The 24,031-nt window shown below is 57.7% G+C and carries 30 protein-coding genes and 1 pseudogene; 21 read left to right on the top strand and 10 right to left on the bottom strand.

Translation table 11 applies throughout. The annotated features are described in order from the left end of the window. Positions 1–8 precede the first annotated feature (8 nt). From JJB09_RS25655 to tnpB, 5 genes and pseudogenes are all read left to right on the top strand, one after another. A complete protein-coding gene (locus JJB09_RS25655; RefSeq protein WP_210341825.1) occupies positions 9–545 on the top strand; it encodes a flavin reductase family protein in 537 nt (178 codons plus the stop codon). 16 nt (positions 546–561) lie between these two features. Next, positions 562–1,461, top strand: a pseudogene (locus JJB09_RS26995) (4-hydroxyphenylacetate 3-hydroxylase N-terminal domain-containing protein); the annotation flags it as partial. Positions 1,462–1,564: 103 nt separating this feature from the next. Then, on the top strand, positions 1,565–2,038 hold the full coding sequence (locus JJB09_RS26990; RefSeq protein ID WP_343229091.1) for a 4-hydroxyphenylacetate 3-hydroxylase C-terminal domain-containing protein: 474 nt from the start codon (positions 1,565–1,567) through the stop codon (positions 2,036–2,038). 8 nt (positions 2,039–2,046) lie between these two features. Further along, positions 2,047–2,436: a cupin domain-containing protein gene (locus JJB09_RS25645; RefSeq protein WP_201663945.1), complete on the top strand. Its 390-nt coding sequence runs from the start codon at positions 2,047–2,049 to the stop codon at positions 2,434–2,436. Positions 2,437–2,468: 32 nt separating this feature from the next. Beyond that, positions 2,469–2,657, top strand: a complete 189-nt coding sequence (tnpB, locus tag JJB09_RS27210) for an IS66 family insertion sequence element accessory protein TnpB (protein WP_201663944.1) — start codon at positions 2,469–2,471, stop codon at positions 2,655–2,657. A gap of 180 nt (positions 2,658–2,837) precedes the next feature. Here the strand turns inward: tnpB and JJB09_RS25635 are convergent, their stop codons facing one another. Continuing rightward, entirely contained in the window at positions 2,838–3,542 is a 705-nt protein-coding gene (locus JJB09_RS25635) for an IS6 family transposase (RefSeq protein ID WP_201663943.1), read from the bottom strand. 311 nt (positions 3,543–3,853) lie between these two features. On the opposite strand from JJB09_RS25635, the gene JJB09_RS25630 reads away from it, so the two are divergent. Next, complete coding sequence (locus JJB09_RS25630) at positions 3,854–4,093, top strand: type II toxin-antitoxin system ParD family antitoxin (protein WP_201663951.1); 240 nt, start codon at positions 3,854–3,856, stop codon at positions 4,091–4,093. Then, entirely contained in the window at positions 4,090–4,416 is a 327-nt protein-coding gene (locus JJB09_RS25625) for a type II toxin-antitoxin system RelE/ParE family toxin (protein ID WP_201663942.1), read from the top strand. Before JJB09_RS25630 ends, JJB09_RS25625 begins: the two co-directional genes overlap by 4 nt. A gap of 420 nt (positions 4,417–4,836) precedes the next feature. On the opposite strand, the gene JJB09_RS25620 is transcribed toward JJB09_RS25625, so the two are convergent. After that, positions 4,837–5,451, bottom strand: coding sequence for a hypothetical protein (locus JJB09_RS25620; protein WP_201663941.1), 615 nt, complete (start codon positions 5,449–5,451; stop codon positions 4,837–4,839). On the opposite strand from JJB09_RS25620, the gene JJB09_RS25615 reads away from it, so the two are divergent. Further along, positions 5,450–5,587, top strand: a complete 138-nt coding sequence (locus JJB09_RS25615; RefSeq protein ID WP_201663940.1) for a hypothetical protein — start codon at positions 5,450–5,452, stop codon at positions 5,585–5,587. The genes JJB09_RS25620 and JJB09_RS25615 overlap by 2 nt on opposite strands. 2 nt (positions 5,588–5,589) lie before the next feature. On the opposite strand, the gene JJB09_RS25610 is transcribed toward JJB09_RS25615, so the two are convergent. Then, positions 5,590–5,922: a hypothetical protein gene (locus JJB09_RS25610; RefSeq protein WP_201663939.1), complete on the bottom strand. Its 333-nt coding sequence runs from the start codon at positions 5,920–5,922 to the stop codon at positions 5,590–5,592. Positions 5,923–6,094: 172 nt separating this feature from the next. Between JJB09_RS25610 and JJB09_RS25605 the strand changes: the two genes are divergently transcribed. Continuing rightward, positions 6,095–6,367, top strand: coding sequence for a hypothetical protein (locus JJB09_RS25605; protein ID WP_201663938.1), 273 nt, complete (start codon positions 6,095–6,097; stop codon positions 6,365–6,367). Here the strand turns inward: JJB09_RS25605 and JJB09_RS25600 are convergent. From JJB09_RS25600 to JJB09_RS25580, 5 genes are all read right to left on the bottom strand, one after another. Further along, positions 6,364–8,190 carry a DEAD/DEAH box helicase gene (locus JJB09_RS25600; RefSeq protein ID WP_201663937.1) on the bottom strand — a complete coding sequence of 609 codons (1,827 nt, stop codon included), beginning with the start codon at positions 8,188–8,190 and terminating at the stop codon, positions 6,364–6,366. The genes JJB09_RS25605 and JJB09_RS25600 overlap by 4 nt on opposite strands. Positions 8,191–8,469: 279 nt before the next feature. Continuing rightward, positions 8,470–8,817 (bottom strand): hypothetical protein, encoded by a 348-nt coding sequence (locus JJB09_RS25595; protein WP_201663936.1) that lies wholly within the window; start codon positions 8,815–8,817, stop codon positions 8,470–8,472. A 611-nt stretch (positions 8,818–9,428) separates the two neighbouring features. Then, a complete protein-coding gene (locus tag JJB09_RS25590; RefSeq protein ID WP_201663935.1) occupies positions 9,429–9,683 on the bottom strand; it encodes a hypothetical protein in 255 nt (84 codons plus the stop codon). 144 nt (positions 9,684–9,827) lie between these two features. Continuing rightward, the gene (locus JJB09_RS25585; RefSeq protein ID WP_201663934.1) at positions 9,828–10,379 is read right to left on the bottom strand and encodes a hypothetical protein; all 552 of its coding nucleotides are present in this window, start codon (positions 10,377–10,379) and stop codon (positions 9,828–9,830) included. A gap of 56 nt (positions 10,380–10,435) precedes the next feature. After that, a complete protein-coding gene (locus JJB09_RS25580; RefSeq protein ID WP_201663933.1) occupies positions 10,436–10,579 on the bottom strand; it encodes a hypothetical protein in 144 nt (47 codons plus the stop codon). A 726-nt stretch (positions 10,580–11,305) separates the two neighbouring features. Between JJB09_RS25580 and JJB09_RS25575 the strand changes: the two genes are divergently transcribed. The 5 genes from JJB09_RS25575 (at position 11,306) to JJB09_RS25555 (ending at position 16,655) form a co-directional block, all read left to right on the top strand. Beyond that, complete coding sequence (locus JJB09_RS25575; RefSeq protein WP_201663932.1) at positions 11,306–12,223, top strand: DNA cytosine methyltransferase; 918 nt, start codon at positions 11,306–11,308, stop codon at positions 12,221–12,223. An 81-nt stretch (positions 12,224–12,304) separates the two neighbouring features. Then, on the top strand, positions 12,305–13,297 hold the full coding sequence (locus JJB09_RS25570; protein WP_201663931.1) for a hypothetical protein: 993 nt from the start codon (positions 12,305–12,307) through the stop codon (positions 13,295–13,297). A 228-nt stretch (positions 13,298–13,525) separates the two neighbouring features. Beyond that, positions 13,526–15,430, top strand: a complete 1,905-nt coding sequence (locus tag JJB09_RS25565; protein WP_201663930.1) for an AAA family ATPase — start codon at positions 13,526–13,528, stop codon at positions 15,428–15,430. A 1-nt stretch (position 15,431) separates the two neighbouring features. Next, the gene (locus tag JJB09_RS25560) at positions 15,432–15,971 is read left to right on the top strand and encodes a metallophosphoesterase (protein ID WP_201663929.1); all 540 of its coding nucleotides are present in this window, start codon (positions 15,432–15,434) and stop codon (positions 15,969–15,971) included. After that, on the top strand, positions 15,972–16,655 hold the full coding sequence (locus tag JJB09_RS25555) for a hypothetical protein (protein WP_201663928.1): 684 nt from the start codon (positions 15,972–15,974) through the stop codon (positions 16,653–16,655). It begins immediately after the preceding gene. A 55-nt stretch (positions 16,656–16,710) separates the two neighbouring features. Here JJB09_RS25555 and JJB09_RS25550 read toward each other — a convergent pair whose 3' ends face one another. Continuing rightward, a complete protein-coding gene (locus JJB09_RS25550; protein WP_201663927.1) occupies positions 16,711–18,069 on the bottom strand; it encodes a replication initiation protein in 1,359 nt (452 codons plus the stop codon). 391 nt (positions 18,070–18,460) lie between these two features. Here JJB09_RS25550 and JJB09_RS25545 point away from each other — a divergent pair, with 391 nt between their 5' ends. The 6 genes from JJB09_RS25545 to JJB09_RS25520 all read left to right on the top strand — a co-directional run bounded on the left by JJB09_RS25545 (position 18,461) and on the right by JJB09_RS25520 (position 22,377). Beyond that, a complete protein-coding gene (locus tag JJB09_RS25545; protein ID WP_201663926.1) occupies positions 18,461–18,988 on the top strand; it encodes a hypothetical protein in 528 nt (175 codons plus the stop codon). 231 nt (positions 18,989–19,219) lie between these two features. Further along, positions 19,220–20,206: a hypothetical protein gene (locus JJB09_RS25540; protein WP_201663925.1), complete on the top strand. Its 987-nt coding sequence runs from the start codon at positions 19,220–19,222 to the stop codon at positions 20,204–20,206. Positions 20,207–20,257: 51 nt separating this feature from the next. Continuing rightward, the gene (locus JJB09_RS25535) at positions 20,258–20,533 is read left to right on the top strand and encodes a hypothetical protein (RefSeq protein ID WP_201663924.1); all 276 of its coding nucleotides are present in this window, start codon (positions 20,258–20,260) and stop codon (positions 20,531–20,533) included. 567 nt (positions 20,534–21,100) lie between these two features. Next, positions 21,101–21,556, top strand: a complete 456-nt coding sequence (locus JJB09_RS25530) for a hypothetical protein (RefSeq protein WP_201663923.1) — start codon at positions 21,101–21,103, stop codon at positions 21,554–21,556. A gap of 321 nt (positions 21,557–21,877) precedes the next feature. Beyond that, a complete protein-coding gene (locus JJB09_RS25525) occupies positions 21,878–22,189 on the top strand; it encodes a hypothetical protein (protein WP_201663922.1) in 312 nt (103 codons plus the stop codon). Further along, a complete protein-coding gene (locus tag JJB09_RS25520) occupies positions 22,186–22,377 on the top strand; it encodes a hypothetical protein (RefSeq protein WP_201663921.1) in 192 nt (63 codons plus the stop codon). Before JJB09_RS25525 ends, JJB09_RS25520 begins: the two co-directional genes overlap by 4 nt. Positions 22,378–22,410: 33 nt before the next feature. On the opposite strand, the gene JJB09_RS25515 is transcribed toward JJB09_RS25520, so the two are convergent. Then, positions 22,411–22,974: a hypothetical protein gene (locus tag JJB09_RS25515; protein WP_201663920.1), complete on the bottom strand. Its 564-nt coding sequence runs from the start codon at positions 22,972–22,974 to the stop codon at positions 22,411–22,413. Positions 22,975–23,512: 538 nt separating this feature from the next. Here JJB09_RS25515 and JJB09_RS25510 point away from each other — a divergent pair. Continuing rightward, on the top strand, positions 23,513–23,800 hold the full coding sequence (locus JJB09_RS25510) for a WGR domain-containing protein (protein ID WP_343229089.1): 288 nt from the start codon (positions 23,513–23,515) through the stop codon (positions 23,798–23,800). The last annotated feature ends 231 nt before the right edge of the window (positions 23,801–24,031 follow it).

The following is a 24,031-nucleotide window of genomic DNA, read 5'->3' as shown; positions in this document are numbered from 1 at the left end:
AGAGGGAAATGATTGTCGAGCCGGAAGCCGTTATCGATCCACGTGCGTTCCGACAGGCGCTGGGTCAGTTTCCCACCGGCGTCTGCGTTGTGACCTGCATGGTGGATAGTGAGCGGCTCGGTATGACCATGAGCTCATTCAATTCCGTGTCTCTCGATCCGCCTCTCGTTCTGTTCAGCATCGATCACCGGGCTGCGAGCCTGCCCTTGTGGGAGAAGGCCGAAAGCTACGCGATCAATGTATTGTCCGAAAATCAAAAGGACGTTTCCAATCGGTTTGCGAGACCGCTTTCCAAAAAGTGGGAAGGCGCGAGATTTGCGAACGGAGGCTCGGATGCGCCGGTGCTGCGAGGCGTTGCCGCCGTGTTCGAGTGCGCTCCCTGGGCGAGGCACGACGGTGGCGACCACATCCTCTTCATCGCACGGGTGAAGCGATTCCTGACGTCCGCCGATCGCAGGCCGCTTGTGTTCTGCCAAGGGCGCTACGCAAAGCTTGAGCCGACAGAGTCCGTGGCGCCACTTTGGCCGCTCGACATTCACTACTGACGATCGGGAGGGAAACATGATCAAGACCGGCTCAAAGCATATAGAGACGCTGAAGGACGGCAGGCAGGTGTACATCAACGGCCGACTGGCTGGAGATGTCACCGAGCATCCCGCTTTCCGATGGACTGTGCAGTCGACGGGAATGCTTTATGATTTCCAGGCCAGTCCGGACAACAGAGAGTTGATGACGTTCGAAGTGCCTGATGGCGGTGGGGAACGCGCCAATCGCATCTGGCAGCTGCCGCACAGCTATCAGGATCTGGTGGAGCGCCGAACGGCTCTCGAGGCCTGGACCGAACTTCATTGCGGTTTTCTGGGCCGTGCGCCCGACCATGTCGCTTCCTGCATCGCAGGGATGTACATGGGGATAGAGGTGTTCAAGGCCTATGACGGCGCTCGTGCTGGGGCCATTGCCGACTACTATCGGTTTGCCCGGGACAACGAACTTTACCTCACCTATGTCATCATCAATCCCCAGGCCGATCGCTCCAAAGCCGCGAACGAGCAGTTGGACCCGTTCCTCACCGCCGGTGTTGTCGACCAGGACAGCGAAGGCATAACGATCCGTGGCGCCAAGATGCTGGCAACGGGCAGCATTGTGGCGAATGAAGTGCTCGTGACATGCATCCAGCCGCTACGCGAGGGCGATGAGCGCTACGCCGTTTCCTTTGCTGTGCCGATGAATGCCAAGGGGATGAAAGTCCTGTCCCGCAAATCCTATGAGGAAAGTGCGACCAGCATCTTCGACAACCCGCTCGCCAGCCGCTTCGACGAGAATGACGCGGTGCTCTACTTCGACGATGTGAAGGTGCCGTGGGAGCGCGTGTTCGTCAATCAGGACATCGCCATGTGCCAAAAACAGTTCCACGCCACGCCGGCCCACGTCTATCAGAACTACCAGGCCCAGATACGTCTCATGGTGAAGATGCGCTTCCTTGTCGGCATCGCAAAGCGCATTGCCGAGACGAACGGCGTCATCAGCTTAGGAAACGCTTGGTACGCTCGCCGCTCAAAACACCATGGTGGACGCCCTCGTCCATTCCATGGAGGTGAAAGGCCGGATGCGGGGCAATTATTTCATTCCCGACGGCCACACATTGTATTCCGCGCAGGTGCTGACCCAGCAACTCTATGCGCAGGTCATGGTGGCACTACGCGAACTGGCTGGAGGGGGACTAATCATGCTGCCTTCGTCCGTCTCCGACTTCGCCAACAGCGAGTTGCGCGATTTGATCGGCAAGACGCAGCAATCGCCCGTCACGTCTTCGGAGGGCCGCGTAAAATTCTTCAAGCTCGCCTGGGATGCAGTCGGCTCGGAATTCGCCTCACGCCACACACAATACGAAATGTTCTATGCAGGCGCGACTTTCGTGACCAAGGGACACAGCTATCGCACGTTTGATTGGGATCGCTGCACGCAACTCGTCGATCACATGCTTGACGGCTATTCGCTCGAAGATGAGTTCGCCAAAGAAAAGCTAACAGCTGCCTGAGGTATCCCATGCCCATCCAGAAAGAGCACAAGGAATTCCACGCCGTCGAGATGGATGGCGACGGCTGGCATTCCCCGCCAGGCTATCCGGAGGAAATCGAGCAGAAGATACTCGCCGGCAGTCTCGATGAGATCAACAAGACCGGCAACCGAACGCGGCTGCTTCGTTTCAGGCCGGGCGCCTACACCACGAAGCCGTTCGTGCACGACTACTGGGAGGAGGTCTATCTGATCTCAGGGGATCTCATCGTCGGCGACGCGAACCCTGCAGAACGCATATCGAGCTTTGCGCCCAACACCTATGCCTGCCGGCCACCAGGCATCTATCACGGACCTTTCAAATCCGAGACAGGGTGCCTGTTGCTCGAGCTTCACTACTACGAGCAGTCTGCACCGTGAAAAAAACTGTCTGAGATCGGCGCCACCCAGACATGATAACGTCGTTGCGTCAGAAGCCGATGGGCGGTGCGGTTTTTGCGTTTCGGGGACGACGCGGTGATCGTTTGAAGCTGCTTTGTCGGGGCAGCCCGGGCTTCTGCCTTCATCATATGGTACTTCAGCGGTGTCGCTTTCCTTGGCCGGCGTCAAAGGGTGCCCCTAGGCGACATCGCGCAGACTAAAAGATCGTTCTGATCGCTGACGATCCAGCCACCGGAAAAGCCGAAGCCTTCCCACAACAATAGCATCGCTTCGAAACTGGCGATTAATCGCGCCCTGCGAATAGCTTTGCAACACGCCCTATAAAGGGTTCTGTTGCAAAGTTTGAGCTATCCGCGAGGCCGGGCGATTTCTGCGGCTGCTTAGATCGTGGTAACGAGGGTTTCGAACTGTTTGGCGATCGACAAGCTGGCTGCGTGAGCGTCTTGCAGTTGGTGCTTGCGCAGCATGTGGATCATCTCGACACCAGACAATGTGGCGACTGCGGATCTGAAAGACTTGAAGCCGAGCATCGGCCTGACACGTCGCTTGATCCGCCGGTGATCCTGCTCGATGCGGTTGTTCAGATACTGACTTTGTCGGACGCGGACGGGTTCAAGTCGGCGGCGCGACGGGTCCTGAAGGCGGCTGACGGTGTCACAGGAAATGATCGCTTCCCGGTTGGTCTGGCTGCCGTCGATAACGATGCGTTCCGGCCGGCCATGCCGGGCGTAAGCCTTTCTGAAGAAGCGTTTGGCAGCAGAAAGATCGCGATGCTCGCTGAGCCAGAACTCGACCGTGTCACCGCTGCTGTCAATCGCGCGGTAGAGATACGTCCACTGGCCTCGAACCTTGATGTACGTCTCGTCGGCATGCCACCTACCGCTGACGGCGCGCTTGCGACGAGTGAAACGATCAGCCAGCAGAGGCGAAAAATGCACGACCCAGCGATGGATCGTCGAATGATCGACGCTGATGCCGCGCTCGGCCATCATTTCCTTCAGGTCGCGCAGGCTCAGGCCATAAGTCAGATACCAGCGCACGCACAGAATGATCACAGACTGCTCGAAATGCCGACCTTTAAACATTGTAAATCTCCGGAACATTACAGGCGATCAATGCCAGGCAGATCCTAATGATTTGGGTTTGCAACAGAACCCATTGGAAAGCCGTCACCGCAACTGCCGCCTGATCAAAACGCCATGCCGATGGTGTACTTGATCCAGTTAACCTGACATCACCGATATCTCGCGGAAATGGTGGAGGGGTTCAGGTGGACTTGCGTCGGGAAAGTGGAGAGGTTTTCCTGAGTTGAAAGGAAACCGTAATGCCGAAGCAAGTCCACGCCGCCTTCGTTGAAGCGCTTGCCAATTTTTGTCATTTGCGCTATTTTAGTGTCATGAGCACAATGAACATCTCCCTTCCCGATAGCCTGAAAAGCTTTGTTGATCAGCAAGTTGCGGGGCGGGGCTATGGTACCAGTAGCGAGTATGTCCGCGAACTGATCCGTCGTGACCAGGACCGACTCCACTTGCGCAGTTTACTGCTCGAAGGTGCTGCATCGGAGCCTACAGCTCCGATCGATGAGGACTACTTCGCCAGTCTCCGTACCCGAGCTGAAGGTCTGCGGGAAACGTGACGACAAAAGCAATCGTTCCGCGTGCGCGAGCCCGCCAGGATGTCGAAGAAGTTGTTGACTATTATCTTGCTCAGGCTGGCGCAGACATGGCTCTGGGCTTCGTTGAGGACCTCCAACAAGCATATGCCTTGATCGCGCGCCATCCTTCTTCCGGCTCGCTTCGATATGCATATGAACTCACAATCCCCAACCTTAGGACGGCGCGCCTCAAACGCTTTCCTTATCTGATTTTCTATAACGAGCAGCCAGGGCACGTTGACGTTTGGCGTGTCCTCCACAGTAGCCAGAACATACCGGAGTGGCTGCAAAGTACAGAGCAATAGCGGGCGCTGTACAATAACTATTTAGTTCCATAATAATACTTACGCCGCAAATACAATCATTGATTGTTTAATATGAATGTTACCACTGAGCTTCGGTGCTCACCCGGAGGAACGCCTGGGCACCAGCTTCGCTATCGCGCCAGGACGGGAGTCTCGCGCTGATCGCTAGGGGATCGCAGTGCTGACCATGCCGCGCGCGGTGGGGCTGACTGAACTGGCCGTCGCCCGCGGCGCATCGAGTTACAAGGCCATAAACAGCAGCACAAGAGCGTAGGCAATGCTCTGTACTCGCGTGCGATCCGTGCCGCTTGGCAGCTTTAAACGTGTCCAGCAGCATTAATGCCAACATGCCGGCCGAGATTAGACCATCCTCGGAACTACGCCGGCGAGCACCCAGAAGCAAGGCGGATTGCCCTCGGATCAAAGTTTCTCGATCTCCGCGATCGCCCGGTCCGCCATAGCTGCGAATGCATTTCGATCCGTCGACCGCGACTTGAGCAAGATGTTGCAGTCTTGGATGGCCTTGTCCGTGGTTACGAACGTGCGGCCAAGGTTTCGCCTCACAGCATTTTCGAGCGCACTGAGAAGCTCACGGAGCGGCTTCTGGAAGTTGTGGACCTCGATGTCCTTGAGGATACGCTCGAAATGAATGTCTGTGGTGTTGGCGCATCCGACGAACCTGATGTCAAAGTTTTCACGGTTCTCGATCCACCAGAGCGTCGATTGCATTTGCTTTGTGGCAAGAACACGCTCAGCAAGTTGCGGGGAGAGACTGTTGAGTGCCGACCTGCGCAACTCTTCGGCCCATTTTTTCTGCTTGGCAGAGCCGCCGGCGAGCGCATTTCCACCTAAGGACTTGGCGAATTTGCGGGCTTCGGCGGCTTTCAAGACAGCGCTGCTACGGACGCGCTTTTCTTTCGTGTCGGGAGAAAAGGCGATTCCGTCTTCCAAGTCGTACCAGACGCCGTCTTCGCCGCGCGTCGGAATATCGGCGTTGTCGTACCAGTCTTTAAAATTCGTGATGGTTGCTGTCATGGGATACCTCGTTGTCGATGCATTCATGCTGGGTCTGTCTCTTGGTAGGGGCAAGCGGGAAGAGGCGCTGGAACCGGTAGCTCGCGCCCTGCGAGGCGGCAACGGGCCGAACCGCTCCATTATTGGAGCGGCCTGAGTTTAGGCCGATATTTCATCCGGGACCGGGTCTAGTTGGGGCTCGTATCGCTTCTCGATAGCGTCGATCAAAGCAGGATCGAGATCGTAGCCCTCCCCATTGACGTAGAGATATCCCTTCTCTCTCGCAACAAACATCATGTCGCTTTCAGCTGCGGCTGATGCCAGAACGAAAAGTAGTTCTGGCGAAAATTCAACGTCGTCTTCGTGCTCAACAGTGATTTTTCCATGATCAAATCCGTAGTCGTCTTCGAGATGAAACTGGTGCTGGACTTTAGGTTTGGCATCAATGTACACGTCATCATAACGATGACTGAGATATACAAAATTTCCCATGAGTGTCTCCTTGTCACGGATGGTATTCAACTATGGTGTTGCGACTTTTCTGGCCCGTCAACTCTGCTTTCGTGAAAATCCAGTCGGAATGCTGCGGGAAATTTCAGAACGTTATTTGGGGCCGGACATGAAGTAGCGCTTCGGGCCGGCGTAGCGAAAACGCAAACGGGGTGTGGCCGACGCAGCTTTCAATCGTTGCCGAAAAAACGCCCGCAATGTCAGTTGCGGCGTTAGCGCCGCGATCGCTGAGATCCAGGAGCAGCACAAGCTGCTCCGCTCCTGTTCGGTAATCGTGCTGTCGTCGATCACTGCGGACTCATTCGGCGTTCCGGCGGAATTTGAGAAAGCACTCCAGCAGAGCCTCCCTGATGCTCCTGGCATCAACCCAGTACAGATTGTAGCTGTCGTTGATCACAACTACCGCGCGGCGGTGGAAATCCGCTAACAGCCCAAGTCGGCTAGATTCTCCGCCCGCCCGCCAATGTCGTTGACCGGATCAAGGGCAGGTGTATCCATCTTGATCCGAACTGGAGCGGGTCTTTCCGTGGACGGTTCATGGGTGTTGTCGAGCGCGCAGGCCGCATCCAATGCCTTTGACCACGATTGCTTGAGCATGTCTGCGTCGATGGACCCATCGACAACGTGGTATTGGACAACGACTGCATTTTTCTGCCCGATCCGGTGGGCGCGATCTTCCGCCTGGACCATTCGCCCGGGTGTCCAGTCGAACTCGGCGAATACGACAGTGCTCGCCGCGGTCAAGGTGATCGCCACGCCGCATGCTTGAATTGAACCGATGAACACACGCTTGCGGCCTTCCTGTATATCATCCTGGGCTCGCAGGCGATCTTCCGTGGAAGTCTGGCCGGAAATGATCGCCGGCTCGTATCCAGCGGCTCGGAACCCGTCTGCAAGTTTGTCGATGACGTCGCGATGATGGGCAAAGACCAGAACAGCTTCGGGAACAGATTCAAGCATTGTCGTCACCGATTCAATGACCTGAGGTACTTTGGCAAGGGCGGTTTGCTGGCGGAGCCTGGTGATCGTTGCCAGATTCTGGGCCCTGCAGGCGGAGAGGCGCTCGATGGCCTCGTCATAGGCAAGCGCGTCGCTCGACTTTTCCGCGCGCACGGCAGCTGCATTTAATGCCGCCTCATCCTTTGCTAGTTTCTTGAGTGTCATAGTTTCTTCACGTAGAGCCCTTCGCAAGGCGACGGACTGGTCTGGATCGATCGCGACAATCTGGCGGCGTTTATCCGGCAGCTCGCTCAGGACCTCCGACTTGAGACGGCGCACCATGACGCTGGCCCGCAGTTTCTCTTGCAGTTCAGTGAGGTTGGAAGCGCCGGTCGCGTCGAAGCCAAAGCGGGTTTCATGCCCTGCGCAATAACGTCGTGCGAAGGCGTAAAAGTTCTGAGCAAAATCCGCACCGCAGTTGCGCAGGATCGGAAACAGCTCGATCGGACGGTTCAGGATCGGTGTGCCGGTGACGAAGAGTCGACGGCGGGCTGGTATGGCTGGTTGACCTTTACCGCCGAGCACGGCTCTCGTCCTTGCCGCCTTGGAGTCTTTGAGCGCCTGACTTTCGTCGCAAACCAGCAGGTCCCAGGGGCTGGCGGAACCGGTCAGATCAAGCTTCGAAACAATATCGTAGTTGACGATGACGATATCGGCATCCGGCGTGGAAGAGGTGGTCCAGATTGCGATCGAGTGCGGCTGAACCAGCCATTTCTCAAGTTCCCGTTTCCAGTTGATCAGCGCGATCTTAGGGGCAATGACCAGGGTGCGCACCCGGCTGCGGCCCGGTTCTGCGAGCATGACGTTGATCAGCCCGATCACCTGGATCGTCTTGCCAAGCCCCATTTCGTCGGCGAGGAGCGCGCCACCGGGACCATTTGCCAGTCGATCCCCAAGATAGGCGATGCCGGCGCGCTGATAGGGCAGATATTCGAGCCCCGGCGGTGCGGGTACAACGATATCAGTACTCACTGCGCGAGATGCAAGTACTGCAGCCTCCTTGGTCTGCTGTTCGGCGATTGCCGCGGTCCGGATCTCCTCAGCAACGCCGGCATCAATCTCGAACGCGATTTCGTCTTCAAGGAATCCAAGCAGTGTTTCGGCGCTCCGAGCGCTTGAAGTGGACCAGACGGAGCGCGCCGGGTCCCATGCAAAACCTGCCCTTTTTACCAGCGCCCGTCCAACCGTATCACTATACGTGGTGATTGCCTTCCAGCCCTTAGTCCCGTCACGTTCGAGTTTCATGTCCATGCCTTACGCTTGAATTACACTAAAATGGTTGCGGCAGAACAATCGCGCGTCAACCACCCTTGAGGAAAAAACGAACTCCGATTTGCTGGCGGGTCCGCGATGATTTGGATGAGTTTCGCCGTTCGCCTGATCGCGCCAGATCGACAAGCAATGCCGTCCCCGGTGATGCTGGCGTTTGATCAGTATCGAGTTCTGGCGAAAACGGTTGAATGACTTTGTTTTGGTGCTTCGCAGATGGTTTCCTCAGTCCCCCGCTCGGCTCAGGGACAAGTAGGAGGATCAGGCTTTGTCGTTGTCGAAGTCGAACAAATCTCCGGCAGGGACATCGTTCGCGAGCGCCTCTTCAAGCAGAGCCTGAACTGCCAGTGAGATATCCAAGGCATCAATCTCGTCGTCACCGATGGCTTGTTCCGCCGCGTCGAAGATGTCCGGGTTGATGTCGAGGTGACAGTCCTGTCTGACCAGTTCGCCATTGTCGGCAAGCCACTCCAGGCTGCTGCCGACGCTCTTGCCGTCGATCAGGAGATCGAAACAGACGCATGCCTGCTCGAATTCATACGTCTTGCGGACGTTCGAGAGTGAGACGCGGGCGGCAAGTATTGCGTTCGTGGAGAGCAGAGATTCCATTGTAATTCCTGTTAAGATGTCTGTGTTTCTTCCAAATGACTGCCTGTTGGCTGCCTGTTATAAAAGTTTTGTCTGAGAAATCGCCGATGGCAATAGGGGGATGTAGAAATAAATTTGAATTATTGTGGAGATGAGAATTTGATATTTATTTACATAGGCTTGTAAAGAATCTGATGGGTGTTTCGCCGTTATTCATATTCATCGATAAGCTATCCCCAATCGATGTTGCCTTCGTGGCATACCCTCATGCCGCAGCTCCTCAATTGGGAGGGTTGCCGGAACGTGTTCCGGCAACGAGTTGAATGTTGCGAATGCGTGCTGGGGTGCAGAAATCAAAAACAAATCTCATGGCACCTACACGTGCACTCTGGTCGGGATAGGGAAATGGGGATTGGTGCCGATCGAGATCAGCTGAGGACGAGGGCAAGGCTGAGGTGTAGCTGAAGGCTAGCGAGCGGGCTCGCCCAAGGTTTCGCGCAGGCCTTCAGCTCGTCGCGAAACGCCGACTGCCCCCGGGCTCGACATTGATGGCCAAAGCGTGCTGCGTAGATCCGGGGTACCAGATTGTGCCTTGCAGGATGATGCCTCTGGCAAATGGATCCGTCGCCTCATCAAGTTACACCTGCCTTGACGTTGTATGCCGGTTCCGACCCACTCATCTTCTTGATGATAACGGCCTCGCGCTGCGCCCGGTTCAGCCTTCGTGGCACCAGAATATAGTTTTCGACCTCGTAGTAGTGTTCTACTTTAACGCGATCGGCGCGGATCAAGTACTCGTCCATCGGGCGGCCATTGAAGTGGAACTGGTTCTCGACAGTCGCGATATATTCGGTACCGCGATGGATAAAGTTGATAGGTTTTGCCATTGAAGTATTGCCTTATGTTTTGGGGTGTTGCCGGACGCAACGGTTTGGTTCTTTAAAGGGCGCACCTCCCCTGCCCGGCCAGGTCATCACCTGCCAAGGTCTTGTTGATGCGCCATTATTGTCGATGGATCAGGAGGGGGCGATCTACCGTAGGGCAGACCGAGCCGGCTCAGTCGTTAATGCAGCGGGCTGCACCGGAACGCGATATGACGTCAGGTATCGGCCGTAACGCTGGACTGCCGCGGCGCATCGCTCGCCGACGTAGTTGAATTCCGGCATGACCACGATCGGATACTCGATCGATCGCGTGGGAGTTCCATCCCTCGCCGACCGCTTGGCCGCAGCAACGGAGTGCCGCGCTGGAATGGATTTTACCAGCGAACGGAACGCCATCTGCATTCGGGAATCGTTGAAGGCGCAGCCGGGATCATTGACCTGCCCGAACACCCGCTTGCCATCACGATCCATGATGATCAAAACGGCCCCAGATTTGTCGGCCTGGGCGGCACAAGCATGTGACATGCATGCTTCGAGGTCGTATCCCGGGCCGGCAAGGGACCGATACCTTTCTTCCAGATACTGCTTCTTCGCGACGGGTGGTAGAGACCCGTTGTCCAGATCTCTGATCATTTCGGCAATCGGGGTGGCTTCGACAAGCTCGTGGATGTGTCGCGTTTGAGATTGGAGGGCTTTCATTCTGGATATTCCTTCATCCGGTTGTGATCTGTTGGTGGATCGGCGGTGCGTGGCAGTCAGCCAGGGCTTCCGCGTCCGAGTTCGCGGGCAGTGGCGAACTCTAAGATATAGCGACGGTCGTCGAGCGCGGCTGCGGCTTCGCCGTAGGTCATGCTGAACCGGCCGGTGTAGTGACGGCGGATTTCGAATTCGTTGAACATCGGTTCTCCTGATTTTGGACGCACGCCTTCCAGGGGCGAGGCGAAGAGCCGGCCCGGGAAAACGTGCGTATTCTGATTTTCTGGCTTTGAGTTAGCTGCGTGCGGCCAAGCTAATCGGAAGCAATGCCGCCGAACGCCCAGCTCAGGTTATTGGCCGATAAAGTTTATCGGTTGCCGGCATCTGTTTGATTTGACGGTTGTTTCATTGGACTCTGTCACTCGACGGTTCCCGCGTTGGCTCACCTTCAAAGGGTTGCCGAGAAATTCGCTCATGGGAAGAGAAGAATTTGCGCATGCGGAGGTTTTATTTCGTGGTGCTCCATTGCTTTTCTCTGAAAACTGAAGCTCACGCGCGGGCGTTCTTATGACACACACTGTTGCACTCTTCTGCCGATGAAGAGCTTGTCACGTCTTGATGACTAGCCACGCCTCCGCCGGAAAAAGATCCCGACCGTTCAGGAGCTGCGTCACAGCCTTGTCAGCAGCCCGCTGTTTTGCGCACCGAGGTCAGAGTCAGGAAAGACGAAAATGTCGTCTTCAAAAAATGATCTTTTGCAAGAAATATAAATGAAATATTCCAGACAATATTTCCATATTTAGTATTTACAGCGCCAACATCTCGGATGAGCATTCGTATAACGCATCAGGAAACGGAGAATACGGATGGGTTATACAGAAAGTAAGCGCAAGAAATACATTAATCAGCCCGCGATTTATGGAGACACATTGAAGGTCGCAGATTTGTTCTGCGGTGCCGGCGGTCTGACGACCGGGCTTGTCGCTGCTGGCCTGGATGTCGTGATCGGTCTCGATCATTCGGCAGCGGCAATCGAGACGTACCGCGCCAGTCATCACCACAACGCGTACAAATTGGATTTGTCCAGTGTGGATGCGGCCGTCGCAGCACTCAATCCCTATCAACCAAATATGATCGTGGGCGGCCTGCCTTGCGAGGACTTTTCCAGTGCCGGGGTGGCCCGCAGAGAGGGTGAACGCGCGGATCTGACTTACGCTTTTGCCAGAATTGGCATCGACCTGGACTGCCAGTATCTCCTGATAGTAAACGTCGCTCAGGCGACATGCACAAAAGCCTATGACGCGGCGATGGCGAGGCTGCGCGCCGCCGGCTACGGCCTGTCAGTCTTCGTCCTGGATGCCGCGTTTTATGGCGTGCCGCAGCGCCGCAAACGGTCCGTTCTGGTCGCCAAGCGGGACGCGAACGACAATTGGCTGATGCCCCCTGCCCCGCTTTCCGACGCGCCGATGACGGTTCGCGAGTATTTTGGTCCGGACCTCGATGTCGAACACTATTACCGCCATCCGCGAAGCTACGCCCGGCGGGCCGTGTTTTCCGTCGACGAGCCCTCCGCAACGATCCGCGGTGTCAACCGTCCGGTGCCGCGCAATCTCGCGCCGCACCCCGGCGATACCGCCGACATCAGGACCGTCAGGGCGCTGACGACCTCGGAGCGGGCGCGGATGCAGACGTTTCCCGAGGACTACGAGTGGCGTGGGTCGAAAACGGCCGTGGAGCAGATGATCGGCAATGCCGTACCCTGCGCGCTTGCCGCGGAGATCGGCCGCGCGATCCTGGAGCACCACCGGTCTGCGGAGCTCATCCAATCCACGCAGCTCGGCGCGTGAGTGCGGCGGGCCAGCGCCGAAGCGGCGGCGGTTCGGCCCGTGATTTCAACCCAATCTCCAGACAAAGAAAACGAGGACATCATGATTGAGACGATTTCAGCGATCTCTGGATTGCAAGAGCAAGTGCGCGAGGTCATTTGCAAATGGGCCAGCGACAGCGCAAGGCGCGAGGTTTTCGTCGAAGACATTCTTGCGGATTCCGCCGGCTCTAACCTGCTGGCCGGCGACGAACGTCCTGTGATGACGAAAGACCCTATCGCCAAGATCAAAGCCCTTCTCGGCAGGGCTGAGGATATCATGGTCGAGGAGATCGATATGATAATCCGAAACATCAAGAAACATCTGATCGAAGAGCCCCATGCCAGTGCCGCGGGGCATTCGATGCGGATTTCAGCGGAATCGTTTGAATTCTACGACTGCCCTTCCGACTATTGGCGGGATCACGACTCCTACTACGGGGTGGCATTTTATCACGACTTCGACGACACGGACACGCTTGCCTGGGTCCACGATCTGTTCGTCCGGTTCCGGGGCGAAATCGGCCAGATGCTGTTGCTCTGTGCCATCAACCCCGGCGGGCAAAGCCTGAGTTTGCGTGACTCGCGCCTCGGCCGATTGCTCGACAACCCCCCGGTGCGGATCCGGCTCCCTGATCAAGCGTTTCGCGCTTGCGACAGTCTATACCAACGCGGTCTTCGGCGGCGCAGGCATGTGATACGCCGGCAATTTGCGGGTCTGATCGAGAAGTTTTCGGCGTTTCCGGAGTTCTTCATCGGCAAGCGCTATCTCCATGTCGGCTGGAGCGGTATTACCTTCAGCGACGAGGAAGTCCCGGAATTCTCCGGCATATCGATCCTACTTCCGTACCACCTGCGATGCGGGGCCTTCGTCAACGCGGTGCTGGACGAAGCGCCCGCATCGTTCGAGGTCCTGATCGACTGGGCCTGCATGACTGATCCGGGCAAAGTGCCTCAGGTCGCCGCCTACGACCTTTCCAGAGCTTTTGAGTACCCACGATCGCGGCGGCATTTGGGAGCGTTTGCTGATCTCGTCGACCTGGTGATCGACGTGTAGCGGGAGTCGATTAGTGCGAGGTGCAGACATTTCCAGGTGGCATGTCTGCGCGATCGCCCTTCGTTAACCAGGTACGCGGCATTCTGGTTGACCCCTAAAAAATACGCGGATAGATTGTGGTTCATTGAAGCCGACGAGGACCCCATGCGCACCCTTCGAATAGCACCGATAGCCTGATTTTTTCACTCCGCCCCGGCGGACGGCTATTCCTGCATTCGGAGTCCACAAATGTCCTCATCTCACTGGCGCAAAGCGCCTGATACGTTTGAGTATCACCTCGCCGACATCGTCCTGCGTCGCGTCTTGCGTCCCTATCGCCGTGCAATGGCGTATCATCTGATCATCTTTCTGCCCGAAGCCGCCCCGGTTCGCCAATGGCAGGCCGCAGCCGAAGCCATTTTCGAGGCGGAAGATACCGATCTGGAATTTGATCTGAGCGCGGGCTTTCCGCCCTCGCCCCCGTCGCCGGTTGTCGTGCTCGTCAACGAACGAGCGACCGGCGATCTGGCTTCGAAACACAATCGTGTTCTGTCTCTGGTTGTCGCTGAGGCGCGGGACCGGATCGATGCTATTGCGCGTGCCGGCGCGACGAATGTCGTCTCGATCGGCGAAATCTCCTCAGCCCTTGTCCAGCAGGTCGCGCGCCTGCGGTTCAAACGCCAAATTCCGGACGATGTCGCCGAGCGCCTGGCGCTGATGCGGGCGCAGGACCGCGATTATCTGCTGCGCCGCGGCACAAATATTGTGCGCGCCGTCCGCAGCCTGCCCACCGTCGTGGCCGATCCCGGGCCGCCAGCACCCAAAAAGCCGACATCCCCCCGGCTCGAAGATTTGTTTGGCTACGGCGAGGCCAAGACCTGGGGTCTCCAGCTTGCGCAGGACCTCCGCGATTTCCGCGACGGCGCAATCGCTTGGGACGATGTCGACCGCGGCCTGTTGCTGTCCGGCCCTCCGGGCTGCGGCAAGACGACCTATGCCGCAGCCCTCGCCGAGACCTGTGGTGCACATCTGGAGCTGGCGAGTTACGGCAAATGGTTTTCGAAGGGTTCGGGGCAGGGTGATCTGATCCGCCGCATGCGCGAAAGCTTTGAGCGTGCCGGTGCTAACGCTCCCGCAATTCTGATGATCGACGAGATCGACAGCTTTGCTGACCGCGATACGCAGCCCGAATGGCATGCGGAATGGTCTCGCCAGGTGGTCAACGCGCTTCTCGAATGCCTGGACGGCGCGGGCGGACGGGATGGCGTTGTCGTCATCGGAGCCTGCAACAATCCTGACATCGTGGATCCGGCGATCAAGCGCGCCGGCCGCCTGGATCGGCATATCCAGATTCCCCTGCCCGATGCCCAGGCCCGCGGCGCGATTTTGCGCTGGCACCTGCAAGCTGATATCGTCGTCCCCGAGGCCGTCAGACACACGGACGGCATGTCCGGAGCAGATCTTGAGCGCATCGCACGAGATGCCCGGCGCGCCGCTCGACGTGAACGCCGCACTGTTTCTCCGGCTGACGTGCTCGCTGCTGTTCCCGAGCGAACGGCCTATTCGCCGGACTACCTCCGCGCCAGTGCGATCCACGAAGCGGGCCATGCCGTCGTCGGTGTCGTATTGGACGTAAGCGAATTGCACCAGGTTCAGATCGAGGCGACGTACGCGGTCGACGGTACCACACAGTCGGCCGGCGTGGCGGCATGGGTGATTGACTGCGGTGCACGGCGAGATCGTCGGCATTATGAAGACCTGATCGCGATGACGTTGGGCGGGATCGCCGCGGAAACGGTTTTCCTCGGTGGGCATTGCGACGGTGTCGTCCACGACCTCGCGCAGGCTTCGGTCTGGGCGGCGACCATGGTCGACAATTTCGGTATGAGCGGCAGCCTGGTATCGCCTGGTGATCTCCATGCCGACGAGATCACCCGGGCGATCCGGCACCGTCCAGCCCTTGCAGCAAAGGTAGATGAGCTGCTGCAACAGCAACGAGCTCGAGCGACAGAGATTGTCGAGCGATTTCGCGAGGTCGTCGAGGCGCTCGCCGACCGGCTGATCACAGAGCACCGCATCGACGGCGCGGAGGTCGTTGGACTGGTCCGTCGGGCGCAGACCCGCGCGGAAATTCATGCGATCCAGGGAGGTTGATATGGGCTTCGTGCGCAAATTCTACGTCGCTGATACCCACTTTTCACACAACACCATTATCGGCCACTGCGATCGTCCGTTTCGGCATGTGGGCGCGATGGACGAGCAGATGATCCGGCGTTGGAATGCTGCGGTCGGCGAGAGCGACCTCGTCTATCACTTGGGAGATTTTGCCTTCGAACTCGGCAACGCTGAGCGCGTGCGCTGGATTTTCGAGCGGCTGCATGGCCAAAAATTCCTGATCGTCGGCAATCACGACGTGCGTAGGGATGGCTCGCTCCACCCGACCATCGCCGGGCTGGCTTGGGCCGCTTCGCCGGCCCAGGCAATGGAAATCAAGGACGAGGGCCGGCGGATTTATCTCGCGCATTACGCGCACCGCGTCTGGCCCGGTCAGCATCATGGCGGCTGGCATTTTTATGGCCATTCGCATGGCAAGCTTCCCGGCTTTGGCCGCTCGCGCGATGTCGGTGTCGATTTGCCCGATGTCGATTTCACGCCGCGGACGTTCGCCGAGCTCACGGCTGGTATGGAGGCCTAGATGATCAGGATCGAAGACGTCGATATCCGCTGCCGCGACGGCTGGATTCCGATCATCATGCGCATGGTCGATGAACTCAACGCCGCATCGCTACGGATGACCGGCATCCTTTGCCGTGAGGCCCATGGCCGGCTGCGTGTCGACTATGTCGAGCGCAGCGAAATTTTTCGCGCGATCGGCAAGGTCGTCGTGCGCGCCGAGTTCAGAAGTATGTATGTTTGCGGGGCCTGCGGTGCGCCCGGCGAACATCGCCGCGGAAAGTATGGCTGTCTGTCGACCCGCTGCTGGGCGCACCAGGACCTCGAGGCACGCGCTGGCACCGTGCGCTACGACACCCATCGCAAGCCATGGCGGCGCATGCGCGACGGCGATTGGCAATACGATCCGGTTGCTGACGATCTCATCCGAATGACCGGCCGGCTTCATGATCGCTATCCGCACTGTTTCGGATTGAGCCCGTCCATCGCCCTCGATCCGGTGACCGACGTGCTTCGGCGCATCGGAGAGTTGCCGATTGCGGCGGCATACCGGATCAGCGGGCTTTCGCGCGATGTTCGCGGGCATCTCGTCATCGGCGACAATATTTACACGTTACCCGCCGGACCGCAGCGCGATCTATTGATGGCGATGTTCGCCGGTGCGGACGACCGGGTGTCCAGACTTCCCACATCCGTGATCACCTAAAATTCAAGATTGAAGTGCGCCGAACCAAGGCGCGCGGAATAGCAGGCTGGGGTCTTCAAATTGCATTCAGCAGCCCACTGAAAACATCCTCATCCTCGTCCTGCACGCGCGGTGGCAACTTCTCGTGGAGCTCGTTGTCGACTTGGTCAAGAAGGTCATTGATCTCATGATAATTCAGTCCGGCGAACAAATCGTCCGGCGGCTCGATGCTGGGGATGTAGTCATCCACATCGAGGATCGATCCGTAGCCCTTCAATCCCAACCAGTGTTCGAACGCCGCAGGAGCCCCAAACCGATCGATCAGTGCCAGGAACTCCGCCCCAGGCATGCTGCCGATCGGGTGGCGAGGATTGTTATTAGCGGCGATGATATCGTATCGCCAGGCGTTGCTGAGGTCCATTGGCGGTTCGCCGGTGAAAGCAGCGGCATGGCCAATATGAGACGCATTAATATATTGATGCTCGCGCAGGCCAATCTCCCAACCACGGGCCTCGGCATGCCGCAAAGCGTCGCGCGGCAGGAGCCGCCGGCGCACGTCATAGAGCGTCTTTCGCGTGCCGCTAGTGGCGAACCGAAACCGTATATCGTCTGCCGATGGCATCGCGGCTGCGATTGCGAAACGACGATTGATTTCTGGTAGATTCCGGATTTCCTGGAGCGCGCGGTCGATTGTGGCAATAAAATTCGCTCGATGAAACGCCTTTGTCGGATAGCCCAGCGCATCTGCCAGCTCAGCGATATCGGGGGTCCAGGATTTTCGCCGATCGCGGTCGTAGGTCGCAAGCATGGCAAGCCTGAGATAAAGCCGCGGCGCGTAGCGACACCGAAATCGCGAGAAAGCATTGAGATCGACGAGCACATAGCGGCGAGCACGCGCCATCGTCGAGCGGATGGCGCGGTCAATGGCGTAGCGGATGACTGTCCCGGACGTCAGCCGATCCGGAATGGACGAGAATTCGATCAGGCTTTTGGGACTGAGATCACGTTCAAGCGGACGACGCAGATCGTAGCATAACCTTGTTTTGGCAATGCGCTCGAGGCTCGCTCTGATGCGGACGAGGCTGGCCGTGCCGGTATAGCTGACGAGGTCGCGCACCGAGATCTCGATTGACAGCCCGCGATTCCAGAGCGCGCTTCGCTTTTCAATTGCCGTATCGGCCCTGTTAAGCGCGTTGACGTGGTCGCGCATGCGCGCGATGAGATAGTAATAGATAGCCTGATCCTGTGCCGTCAGCTCGTCGTGCTCGACGTAGCGGCCGGAACTGATCAGCACGTTCGCGTATTCAAATCGCGGGCTGGTGATGAGGTTGTCGTAGCGTGCCTCACGCACGAGATCAGATGCGCGGATGCCGAAGCGATCGGCTCCGCGTGTTTGGATACCCCAAATTGCCGGCCCGCCCTCTGCTCTATTCATATTGAATTTCTCAACTCGCTTTCTTGTGACCTAATGAAAGGGTCCTCGACTCCGGAGCAGATGGCAAGAGATTTACAAAGCATACGGCAGATTTTTACATTCCGTACTGACAAGAACATTGACTGCGGCAGTGGGCATAAGGGAAATTTGGCTCAAATTCGACTTTCGATGCTGGGATCAAGAGTTATGAATTAGGCGGAATCGTCGTTCCCTCGGCCAAACGGGCGGAGGCCTCTCTTTCGCCAACACTTAGAACCGTCGATCCAAAACCCCTCGCCCGCGCCGCTCGACCGTCGCACGCCGCCAGAGACTGAAGTGCAACGCCTGGAAATCAGATGAGATGCGCTCCGCCGGCAGGCATCATTGTGTCTGAACCCGAGAGAACCGGCACGTGTCGTACGATCTGAACCACGAAATCGAAGAAGAGATTGTCATGCCGCCTGGTGATGCGGCCAGGATAGGCCGTCCCACCCTGACGGCGCAACTCCTCATGTCACTCCTTGAGGATGACGACGTCATCGTTTCAAGTAATTGCGACGCGAATACCGATCCGACATTACCCCAATGTGCCTCCACCTCTGACAGGACGGTCCCGGGCGATGTCTGCGCTGGGTGTTCCGCCAGTGGTGGAAGCACGCGATACACGGGAGGCAACCTCGAGCGGACAGCCACCGCGAGGCGGGAGCTCGAGCGGCATGAAAGTATCCGGTTCGACGCGACATCAATGCGGCTCGCGCTTGCCGACGCGGCGCTGTTCATCCTGAGCCGAAATTTGCGGGGTGCGGATCAAATTTGGGCATATCTCAACGCTGTGTTCTCCGCGCAGCCCGGAGCAATGCTCACCCTCGACGCGCGGATCAAAGCAGGCACAGTCAGGCCCAGTCTCGGTCGCTTTGCGCAAACGGTGCCACGACCATAAGCCATTCGGCCTTCTGTCGGTTTTGTCGCTTGCGCCGCCGGCACCGAAACTCTCCTAAGGACACGAGACTTGCCTGAGGAGAATGGTGATGTGCTGCCAATTTGCTCTGCCTGTTGCCAAGGCGGCGCGGCGCGTTAATTGCCGCATTCGAATGCCGAGCCCACCGGTGGCGGGACACTACCCTCTCCCATCACAATGTTCCGCATACTCAAGCGTTGCGGGCGGCCTGTCATGACGAAAATCAGGTACTCACAGGCGGAAGCGACCATTGCGATCAAGGCGTTGATGAAGGAACTCGGCATCGACAATCGCCGTCATTTCGGATTCCCGGAGTTGTTCGTAGCGGGTCCTGGCCGAGTCTATTTACGTGGCTGGTCAAAGCAGGACCAAGTCGATCCCCATTTTGTCTACAATGGTACAATTCCCGTCTCGATCGGCGGGTGCTTGATCGGATCCACCGACGCGGACTTAGGAGTGAAATGGTTTCAACGGGCCGCCTATTATGTCGATCGGCACGGTGATGATCTGAGCCATATCGTCGACTGGCTTGATACATCCGCAACGCAGGTGCTGTCGTGGACAAAGAACCTCGACGAAAAGCGCCGCCCGAAAAAACTCATGAAATGCGGCACGTTGGCCGCACTCAAGGCTGAGGCCGACAAACAGATGCGCCAGATGCTCAACACCCTCACCAATAGGTCCCCGCTTCCAGAAGCGGACGAACTGACGGTACTCGCGCTGGGCGACGTATATTCGATCGTTCGGATGATGTCACCCGCGGCGCTGGATGCGGAAAGTCTGGCCATGCGTCATTGTATCGGGCTGGGGTCGTATGATCGGCAGCTCGAGTGGCCGGGTTACGGCTACTATTCCATCCGAGATGGAAACAATGCGTCGCTCGCGACTGTCGAGGTGATCGACGGGCTCATCACCCAGTTTTGCGGCCGGGGTAACAATCCTCCATTGGAGGAGGCATTTCAGGTCGTGAGTGCTGTCAAACGTCATCTAGGCTGGATGACGGGCTCGGATCTGGCCCGATATCGTCAAGGCAACGCCAGTGACGAGGTGCCGCCGGATAATGCCGATATGCATTGGATCGAATTGCTGATCGAACGTGGCAAGATCACCAGCCAAGCGAGAATTGCGCAAATCGAACGAGAAGACGCATCGGCGATAGGAGCGGGATTTGTCAACTCTGTCCAACGGCTGGGCGCTTAACGTCATGTTGAATCCGACGAAACACCAACCTCGAGACGCAGGAGGAATTTGATGAACTTCAGACATCAACGCATTACCTGGCATCAGGACAAAGATCACCCGAATGGCTTTGAAGCGTGCCTGCTTGACGAGGTTGTTGGTCGTATCTGGCACTCGAGCGGGTGCGGTGCATGGCTCTGCTGGACACTTCCCGATCAACGTGTCCGCCGGGCACCAAATGTTGCAGCTGCACGAAATGCAATCGAGGCCGCGGTCCATTCCAATGTCGATGCCGTCGTCCTGGTGGCTGCAAGGCCAAACGCGGGACGCGACGCTGTGCCGGATTGAGTTGCGCTACACGCACGTTCGTCCTAACCATCGAATTTTCTTCGACCTTTCCTGACCAGATGCATAATGGCTCCTATCCTGCCTCGTTTGCGCAGCGGTTCCGGATACGCAAAGCAGCCAGCCGCTGACAACGTATCCTGATGTCGGTGTGCGGCCGCCCAACCAATGTACTGTCCTGCGCGAGTGACGAAATTTAACGCCAGGTGGCGAATTTCGTGATTGACGTGGAATGCATTTTTGCGCTTGCCAGCTCCTCCAATCGACGTCACCATTTGTCTTGTCAGCGGGACGAATGAAGCGCTGACCGGTTATCGATCCCACGAGGGGTCAAGAGACAATGGCACTCTGTGAAGTGGCAAACTCTGCGTAATCGTTCCCCATGAGGGATGGTATCGGTCTCTCCGGAGGCCGCCGACTCAAGATGAGGCTGCCCTTTCGGGGCGGCTTTGACCCGTAAGGGTCGTCTGTTTTCCGCCGCGTAGGTGGTTTTCCTCCTTTGCGGGAGGACATATAGGGGCGGTGTTCTGCCGTCCCATCCTTTTCCATCAACCCAGAAAGGCCACAGCAATGCGGACTATTGCACACCTGACTCTTTTTACAGGCCATCTTCGTAACAGCCCACGCCATGAAGTCGACCGCGAAGCTATCGACAAGCTCATGCCCTATGTCATGAGCGCGGGCGGCGAGATTGAAAACACCGGCTGGACCGTGCGAATGATTGAGGGGGCTGCCCCCGGCTCCCACTGCTTCGAACTCCACCATTCCGGGCTCTGGCTGCTTTCCTGTTATATGGCGTGGACGAGAGCGGCGAGCACGCCGATGTGGGAGGTCGTCAAACGGATTTCGAAAACTACCGTACCAAAGCCGAAGACCACACCTTGGCTGGCGGTGCATGCGATGCCGGCCACGCCCATGATCATGTTCAAGGCTCTACATGCGATGATGGAGGCTGGCGACCTCGAACGATGCATCGCGTGGACCGTTATCGAAGCAATGGCTGGTGGTGAGCCTCTTGCCGCCTGATGCACCCTGCCCACTTGTGACGGGGATGGTGCTTGCCGCCGCTGGATCATCTATCGGCGTAGAGGCCTGCCCCGGTCGAATCCGTTATCGTGAGTTTCTGAGTATCGGCGATGCTTGTCGTGCAAGAACGAACCGAACATGTGGAAGGTCCGAAACAGCGGATGTCGGCGCAGACGGGGCAGCCCCCTGCCCCGCGGAACTCTCGGGGTCGATGCCTGACTTCGCACGCGGAGAAATTTAACCCTGCGATCGCATTGGTACTTGTCGCCACAACCTATACGCGTCAAAACGGCACCAACGAAATCGAGTTGGGAGATCAACATGGCGCACTATCAAGGCAACCCCGCAGCAGGCGTGATGATGGAGGTGGGATCGCTGCTGAGCGTGGTTGCGGCTGTCGGTCCATGCTTGGCCGAAGGTATTCACGCGGTGGCTTCTGATATCAGCCAGGCACGCTACGAGAGCCGGTACCATGATGCGCTTTCCCGTGCGATCCAGCACGGCCAGCAGCTTCAAATCGTGGCCGAAGCGGCAATCGAACGGGTGGGCGAGCTGGAAGCCGAAATCGCCAAGCTGCGCGATGCCTGCGCCCAACGCCAGGAAATCATTCAGATGCTGGCGGGCCGCAAATGAGTGAGTATTACGGTGACATGACCGACGCGGAATTCGTCCAGCTACGAGATCGATACGGCGATATCGTCTTTGAGGAGCCGTCGATTGCAGTCATGCTTCTTGACGATTTGCGTAAGGAGCAAAAGACGGCGTTGCTCGAGGAGATGGAAGAGTGCCTTCGGCGGCAGCGCCGCCGCGGTATGAACTGAAACGTCGGTCGCCATCTGGCGGTGCACTGGCCGTTACATCCGTAGTGCCCTGTGGGGCTCGGATGTCGCGGCCTTTGCTGGGGCCCTGCGAACCCGCTCGAGCAAGACCTGCTGTGGCACGTCGAGCGCGCGACTGTCTGGTTCATTCACGGTGCGAACAACCGGAACGCCATGAATACCGTGCTGCTTGCCATCGATAAAACGTCTGACGGCTGCCGGGCCTGCCGTCGACAGGGCCTTGAGCTCGTGCTCATCCATCGTGAGCAGCGTCGCCTGCACTCCCTTCGATAAGCCGCTGAGGTCGACGGTGGGGCGCTGCGCCTGGGATGCGTTGGCGTACTGCGTCACCGTGCGAAGTGCATCGCGATCCGGCGCGCGAGGGGCGGATGATTGTTCGGATTGCGCGCGCAACTCAGTAAGCAGGTCCCGCGGTTCGACGTCTGGCGTGAAACTCGGCTCCGGCATGTTTCCGTGACCGCCGCCCAATGCCCGCAGCGGTGCGAGCGCGAAATTCAGAACATCGTCCGCGATAGACGTGATGCCGCGCCAGATGGCGGCTACCCCCGCGGCAAGTGCTTTGGCGATGCGTGCAATCATTATCATGTCCTCCTCTGTGTGCAGAAATCCTCTCCCGGTCGGCGGCAAGGAGCAAAGGTTTGGCACCGGTGGACGAGACAGACAGGCGAATAACCGTGTGGATGAATCATTCGGTGCGAGGGTTCACAAAAAATGGCTGACTTTATCGATACCCAGACCCATTTGCGATTGGAGCGATAGAAACGACAGATTGCTCGACATAACGCAGTAGAGCAACGTTAGCGCTTTCATAGTTGGAAGCCCGACAAGTCCAGTCTTTTTCAGCAGTCAGAGGCTAGAGGCGGCCGCGAAAGCGTTCTTGATCGCTTCGTGCCTGGCGTTCATCCGTTGCGCAACGCGCGTCGCCGTTTCCACCTTTGCGGCGGACTCTTGTCATAACACATTTCAGAAATGGCACTGGCGCAGCCCTTTGCAGGGGCCTGGATGCGCCCCAGCCGTGAATTGGTTTGATGACACATCAAGATTGTGAATCCTCGGGCCCGCAACGATTCATATTTGTCGTTGGACGCGCGGCGCAAGGGGTGATGAATGGTGGTGCATGTCATTTCGAAACCAGCGCATCCACCTTGAACGGGTGGACCCCTCCCGGAATATGGCGCGCTATTACGCGCTCTCAGTGGAGTGCGATCTTTTTGGTGTCGTCCTGGCGCGTCGTTGGGGGCGCATTGGCAGCAACGGCCGTGCGGTTTTCATACCATTTGAAGGTATCGATGCAGCGCGAGCCGCAATGATCGATATCGCGAAGGTAAAATGCCGGCGCGGATATGTCGTGATAACAGGCGCTGGCGAAGCAAGCGGAAATCAGGCGGCCTTTTCCAAGCGATGATATCGGCCTGCGGCAATCGCTTTACCGCGTGGCAGTTCGCGTGGCACCGAATCTGGTTTGCCGGCAACCTGCGGACTACGTGTCGGCGAGTGAGGCTGCTTTATTCCAAGTCATGATGATTTGAGCATGGCACCTGCAAGTGCCATGCTTCAAAATTCCAATTAATCGCGTTCGGCATGCTGTTGTTGTATGCAGCCCCCTGCCCAAGCATCACCCTGTGCGCCACGGGGT

This window comes from Phytoamicus setariae (assembly GCF_016722925.1).
Taxonomy (GTDB): Bacteria; Pseudomonadota; Alphaproteobacteria; order Rhizobiales; family Rhizobiaceae; genus Rhizobium_E; species Rhizobium_E setariae.
Note: the sequence above shows the minus strand (reverse complement) of the source record. Positions and strands in the feature narration are given on the sequence as shown.

Coding starts and splice junctions, on each gene's coding strand:
- JJB09_RS25655 (WP_210341825.1), top strand. CDS start 9: ATGATTGTCGAGCCGGAAGCCGTTATCGATCCACGTGCGTTCCGACAG.
- JJB09_RS26990 (WP_343229091.1), top strand. CDS start 1,565: ATGGTGGACGCCCTCGTCCATTCCATGGAGGTGAAAGGCCGGATGCGG.
- JJB09_RS25645 (WP_201663945.1), top strand. CDS start 2,047: ATGCCCATCCAGAAAGAGCACAAGGAATTCCACGCCGTCGAGATGGAT.
- tnpB (WP_201663944.1), top strand. CDS start 2,469: ATGATAACGTCGTTGCGTCAGAAGCCGATGGGCGGTGCGGTTTTTGCG.
- JJB09_RS25635 (WP_201663943.1), bottom strand. CDS start 3,542: ATGTTTAAAGGTCGGCATTTCGAGCAGTCTGTGATCATTCTGTGCGTG.
- JJB09_RS25630 (WP_201663951.1), top strand. CDS start 3,854: ATGAGCACAATGAACATCTCCCTTCCCGATAGCCTGAAAAGCTTTGTT.
- JJB09_RS25615 (WP_201663940.1), top strand. CDS start 5,450: ATGGGATACCTCGTTGTCGATGCATTCATGCTGGGTCTGTCTCTTGGT.
- JJB09_RS25620 (WP_201663941.1), bottom strand. CDS start 5,451: ATGACAGCAACCATCACGAATTTTAAAGACTGGTACGACAACGCCGAT.
- JJB09_RS25610 (WP_201663939.1), bottom strand. CDS start 5,922: ATGGGAAATTTTGTATATCTCAGTCATCGTTATGATGACGTGTACATT.
- JJB09_RS25600 (WP_201663937.1), bottom strand. CDS start 8,190: ATGGACATGAAACTCGAACGTGACGGGACTAAGGGCTGGAAGGCAATC.
- JJB09_RS25595 (WP_201663936.1), bottom strand. CDS start 8,817: ATGGAATCTCTGCTCTCCACGAACGCAATACTTGCCGCCCGCGTCTCA.
- JJB09_RS25590 (WP_201663935.1), bottom strand. CDS start 9,683: ATGGCAAAACCTATCAACTTTATCCATCGCGGTACCGAATATATCGCG.
- JJB09_RS25585 (WP_201663934.1), bottom strand. CDS start 10,379: ATGAAAGCCCTCCAATCTCAAACGCGACACATCCACGAGCTTGTCGAA.
- JJB09_RS25580 (WP_201663933.1), bottom strand. CDS start 10,579: ATGTTCAACGAATTCGAAATCCGCCGTCACTACACCGGCCGGTTCAGC.
- JJB09_RS25570 (WP_201663931.1), top strand. CDS start 12,305: ATGATTGAGACGATTTCAGCGATCTCTGGATTGCAAGAGCAAGTGCGC.
- JJB09_RS25565 (WP_201663930.1), top strand. CDS start 13,526: ATGTCCTCATCTCACTGGCGCAAAGCGCCTGATACGTTTGAGTATCAC.
- JJB09_RS25560 (WP_201663929.1), top strand. CDS start 15,432: ATGGGCTTCGTGCGCAAATTCTACGTCGCTGATACCCACTTTTCACAC.
- JJB09_RS25555 (WP_201663928.1), top strand. CDS start 15,972: ATGATCAGGATCGAAGACGTCGATATCCGCTGCCGCGACGGCTGGATT.
- JJB09_RS25550 (WP_201663927.1), bottom strand. CDS start 18,069: ATGAATAGAGCAGAGGGCGGGCCGGCAATTTGGGGTATCCAAACACGC.
- JJB09_RS25540 (WP_201663925.1), top strand. CDS start 19,220: ATGACGAAAATCAGGTACTCACAGGCGGAAGCGACCATTGCGATCAAG.
- JJB09_RS25535 (WP_201663924.1), top strand. CDS start 20,258: ATGAACTTCAGACATCAACGCATTACCTGGCATCAGGACAAAGATCAC.
- JJB09_RS25530 (WP_201663923.1), top strand. CDS start 21,101: ATGCGGACTATTGCACACCTGACTCTTTTTACAGGCCATCTTCGTAAC.
- JJB09_RS25525 (WP_201663922.1), top strand. CDS start 21,878: ATGGCGCACTATCAAGGCAACCCCGCAGCAGGCGTGATGATGGAGGTG.
- JJB09_RS25520 (WP_201663921.1), top strand. CDS start 22,186: ATGAGTGAGTATTACGGTGACATGACCGACGCGGAATTCGTCCAGCTA.
- JJB09_RS25515 (WP_201663920.1), bottom strand. CDS start 22,974: ATGATTGCACGCATCGCCAAAGCACTTGCCGCGGGGGTAGCCGCCATC.
- JJB09_RS25510 (WP_343229089.1), top strand. CDS start 23,513: ATGTCATTTCGAAACCAGCGCATCCACCTTGAACGGGTGGACCCCTCC.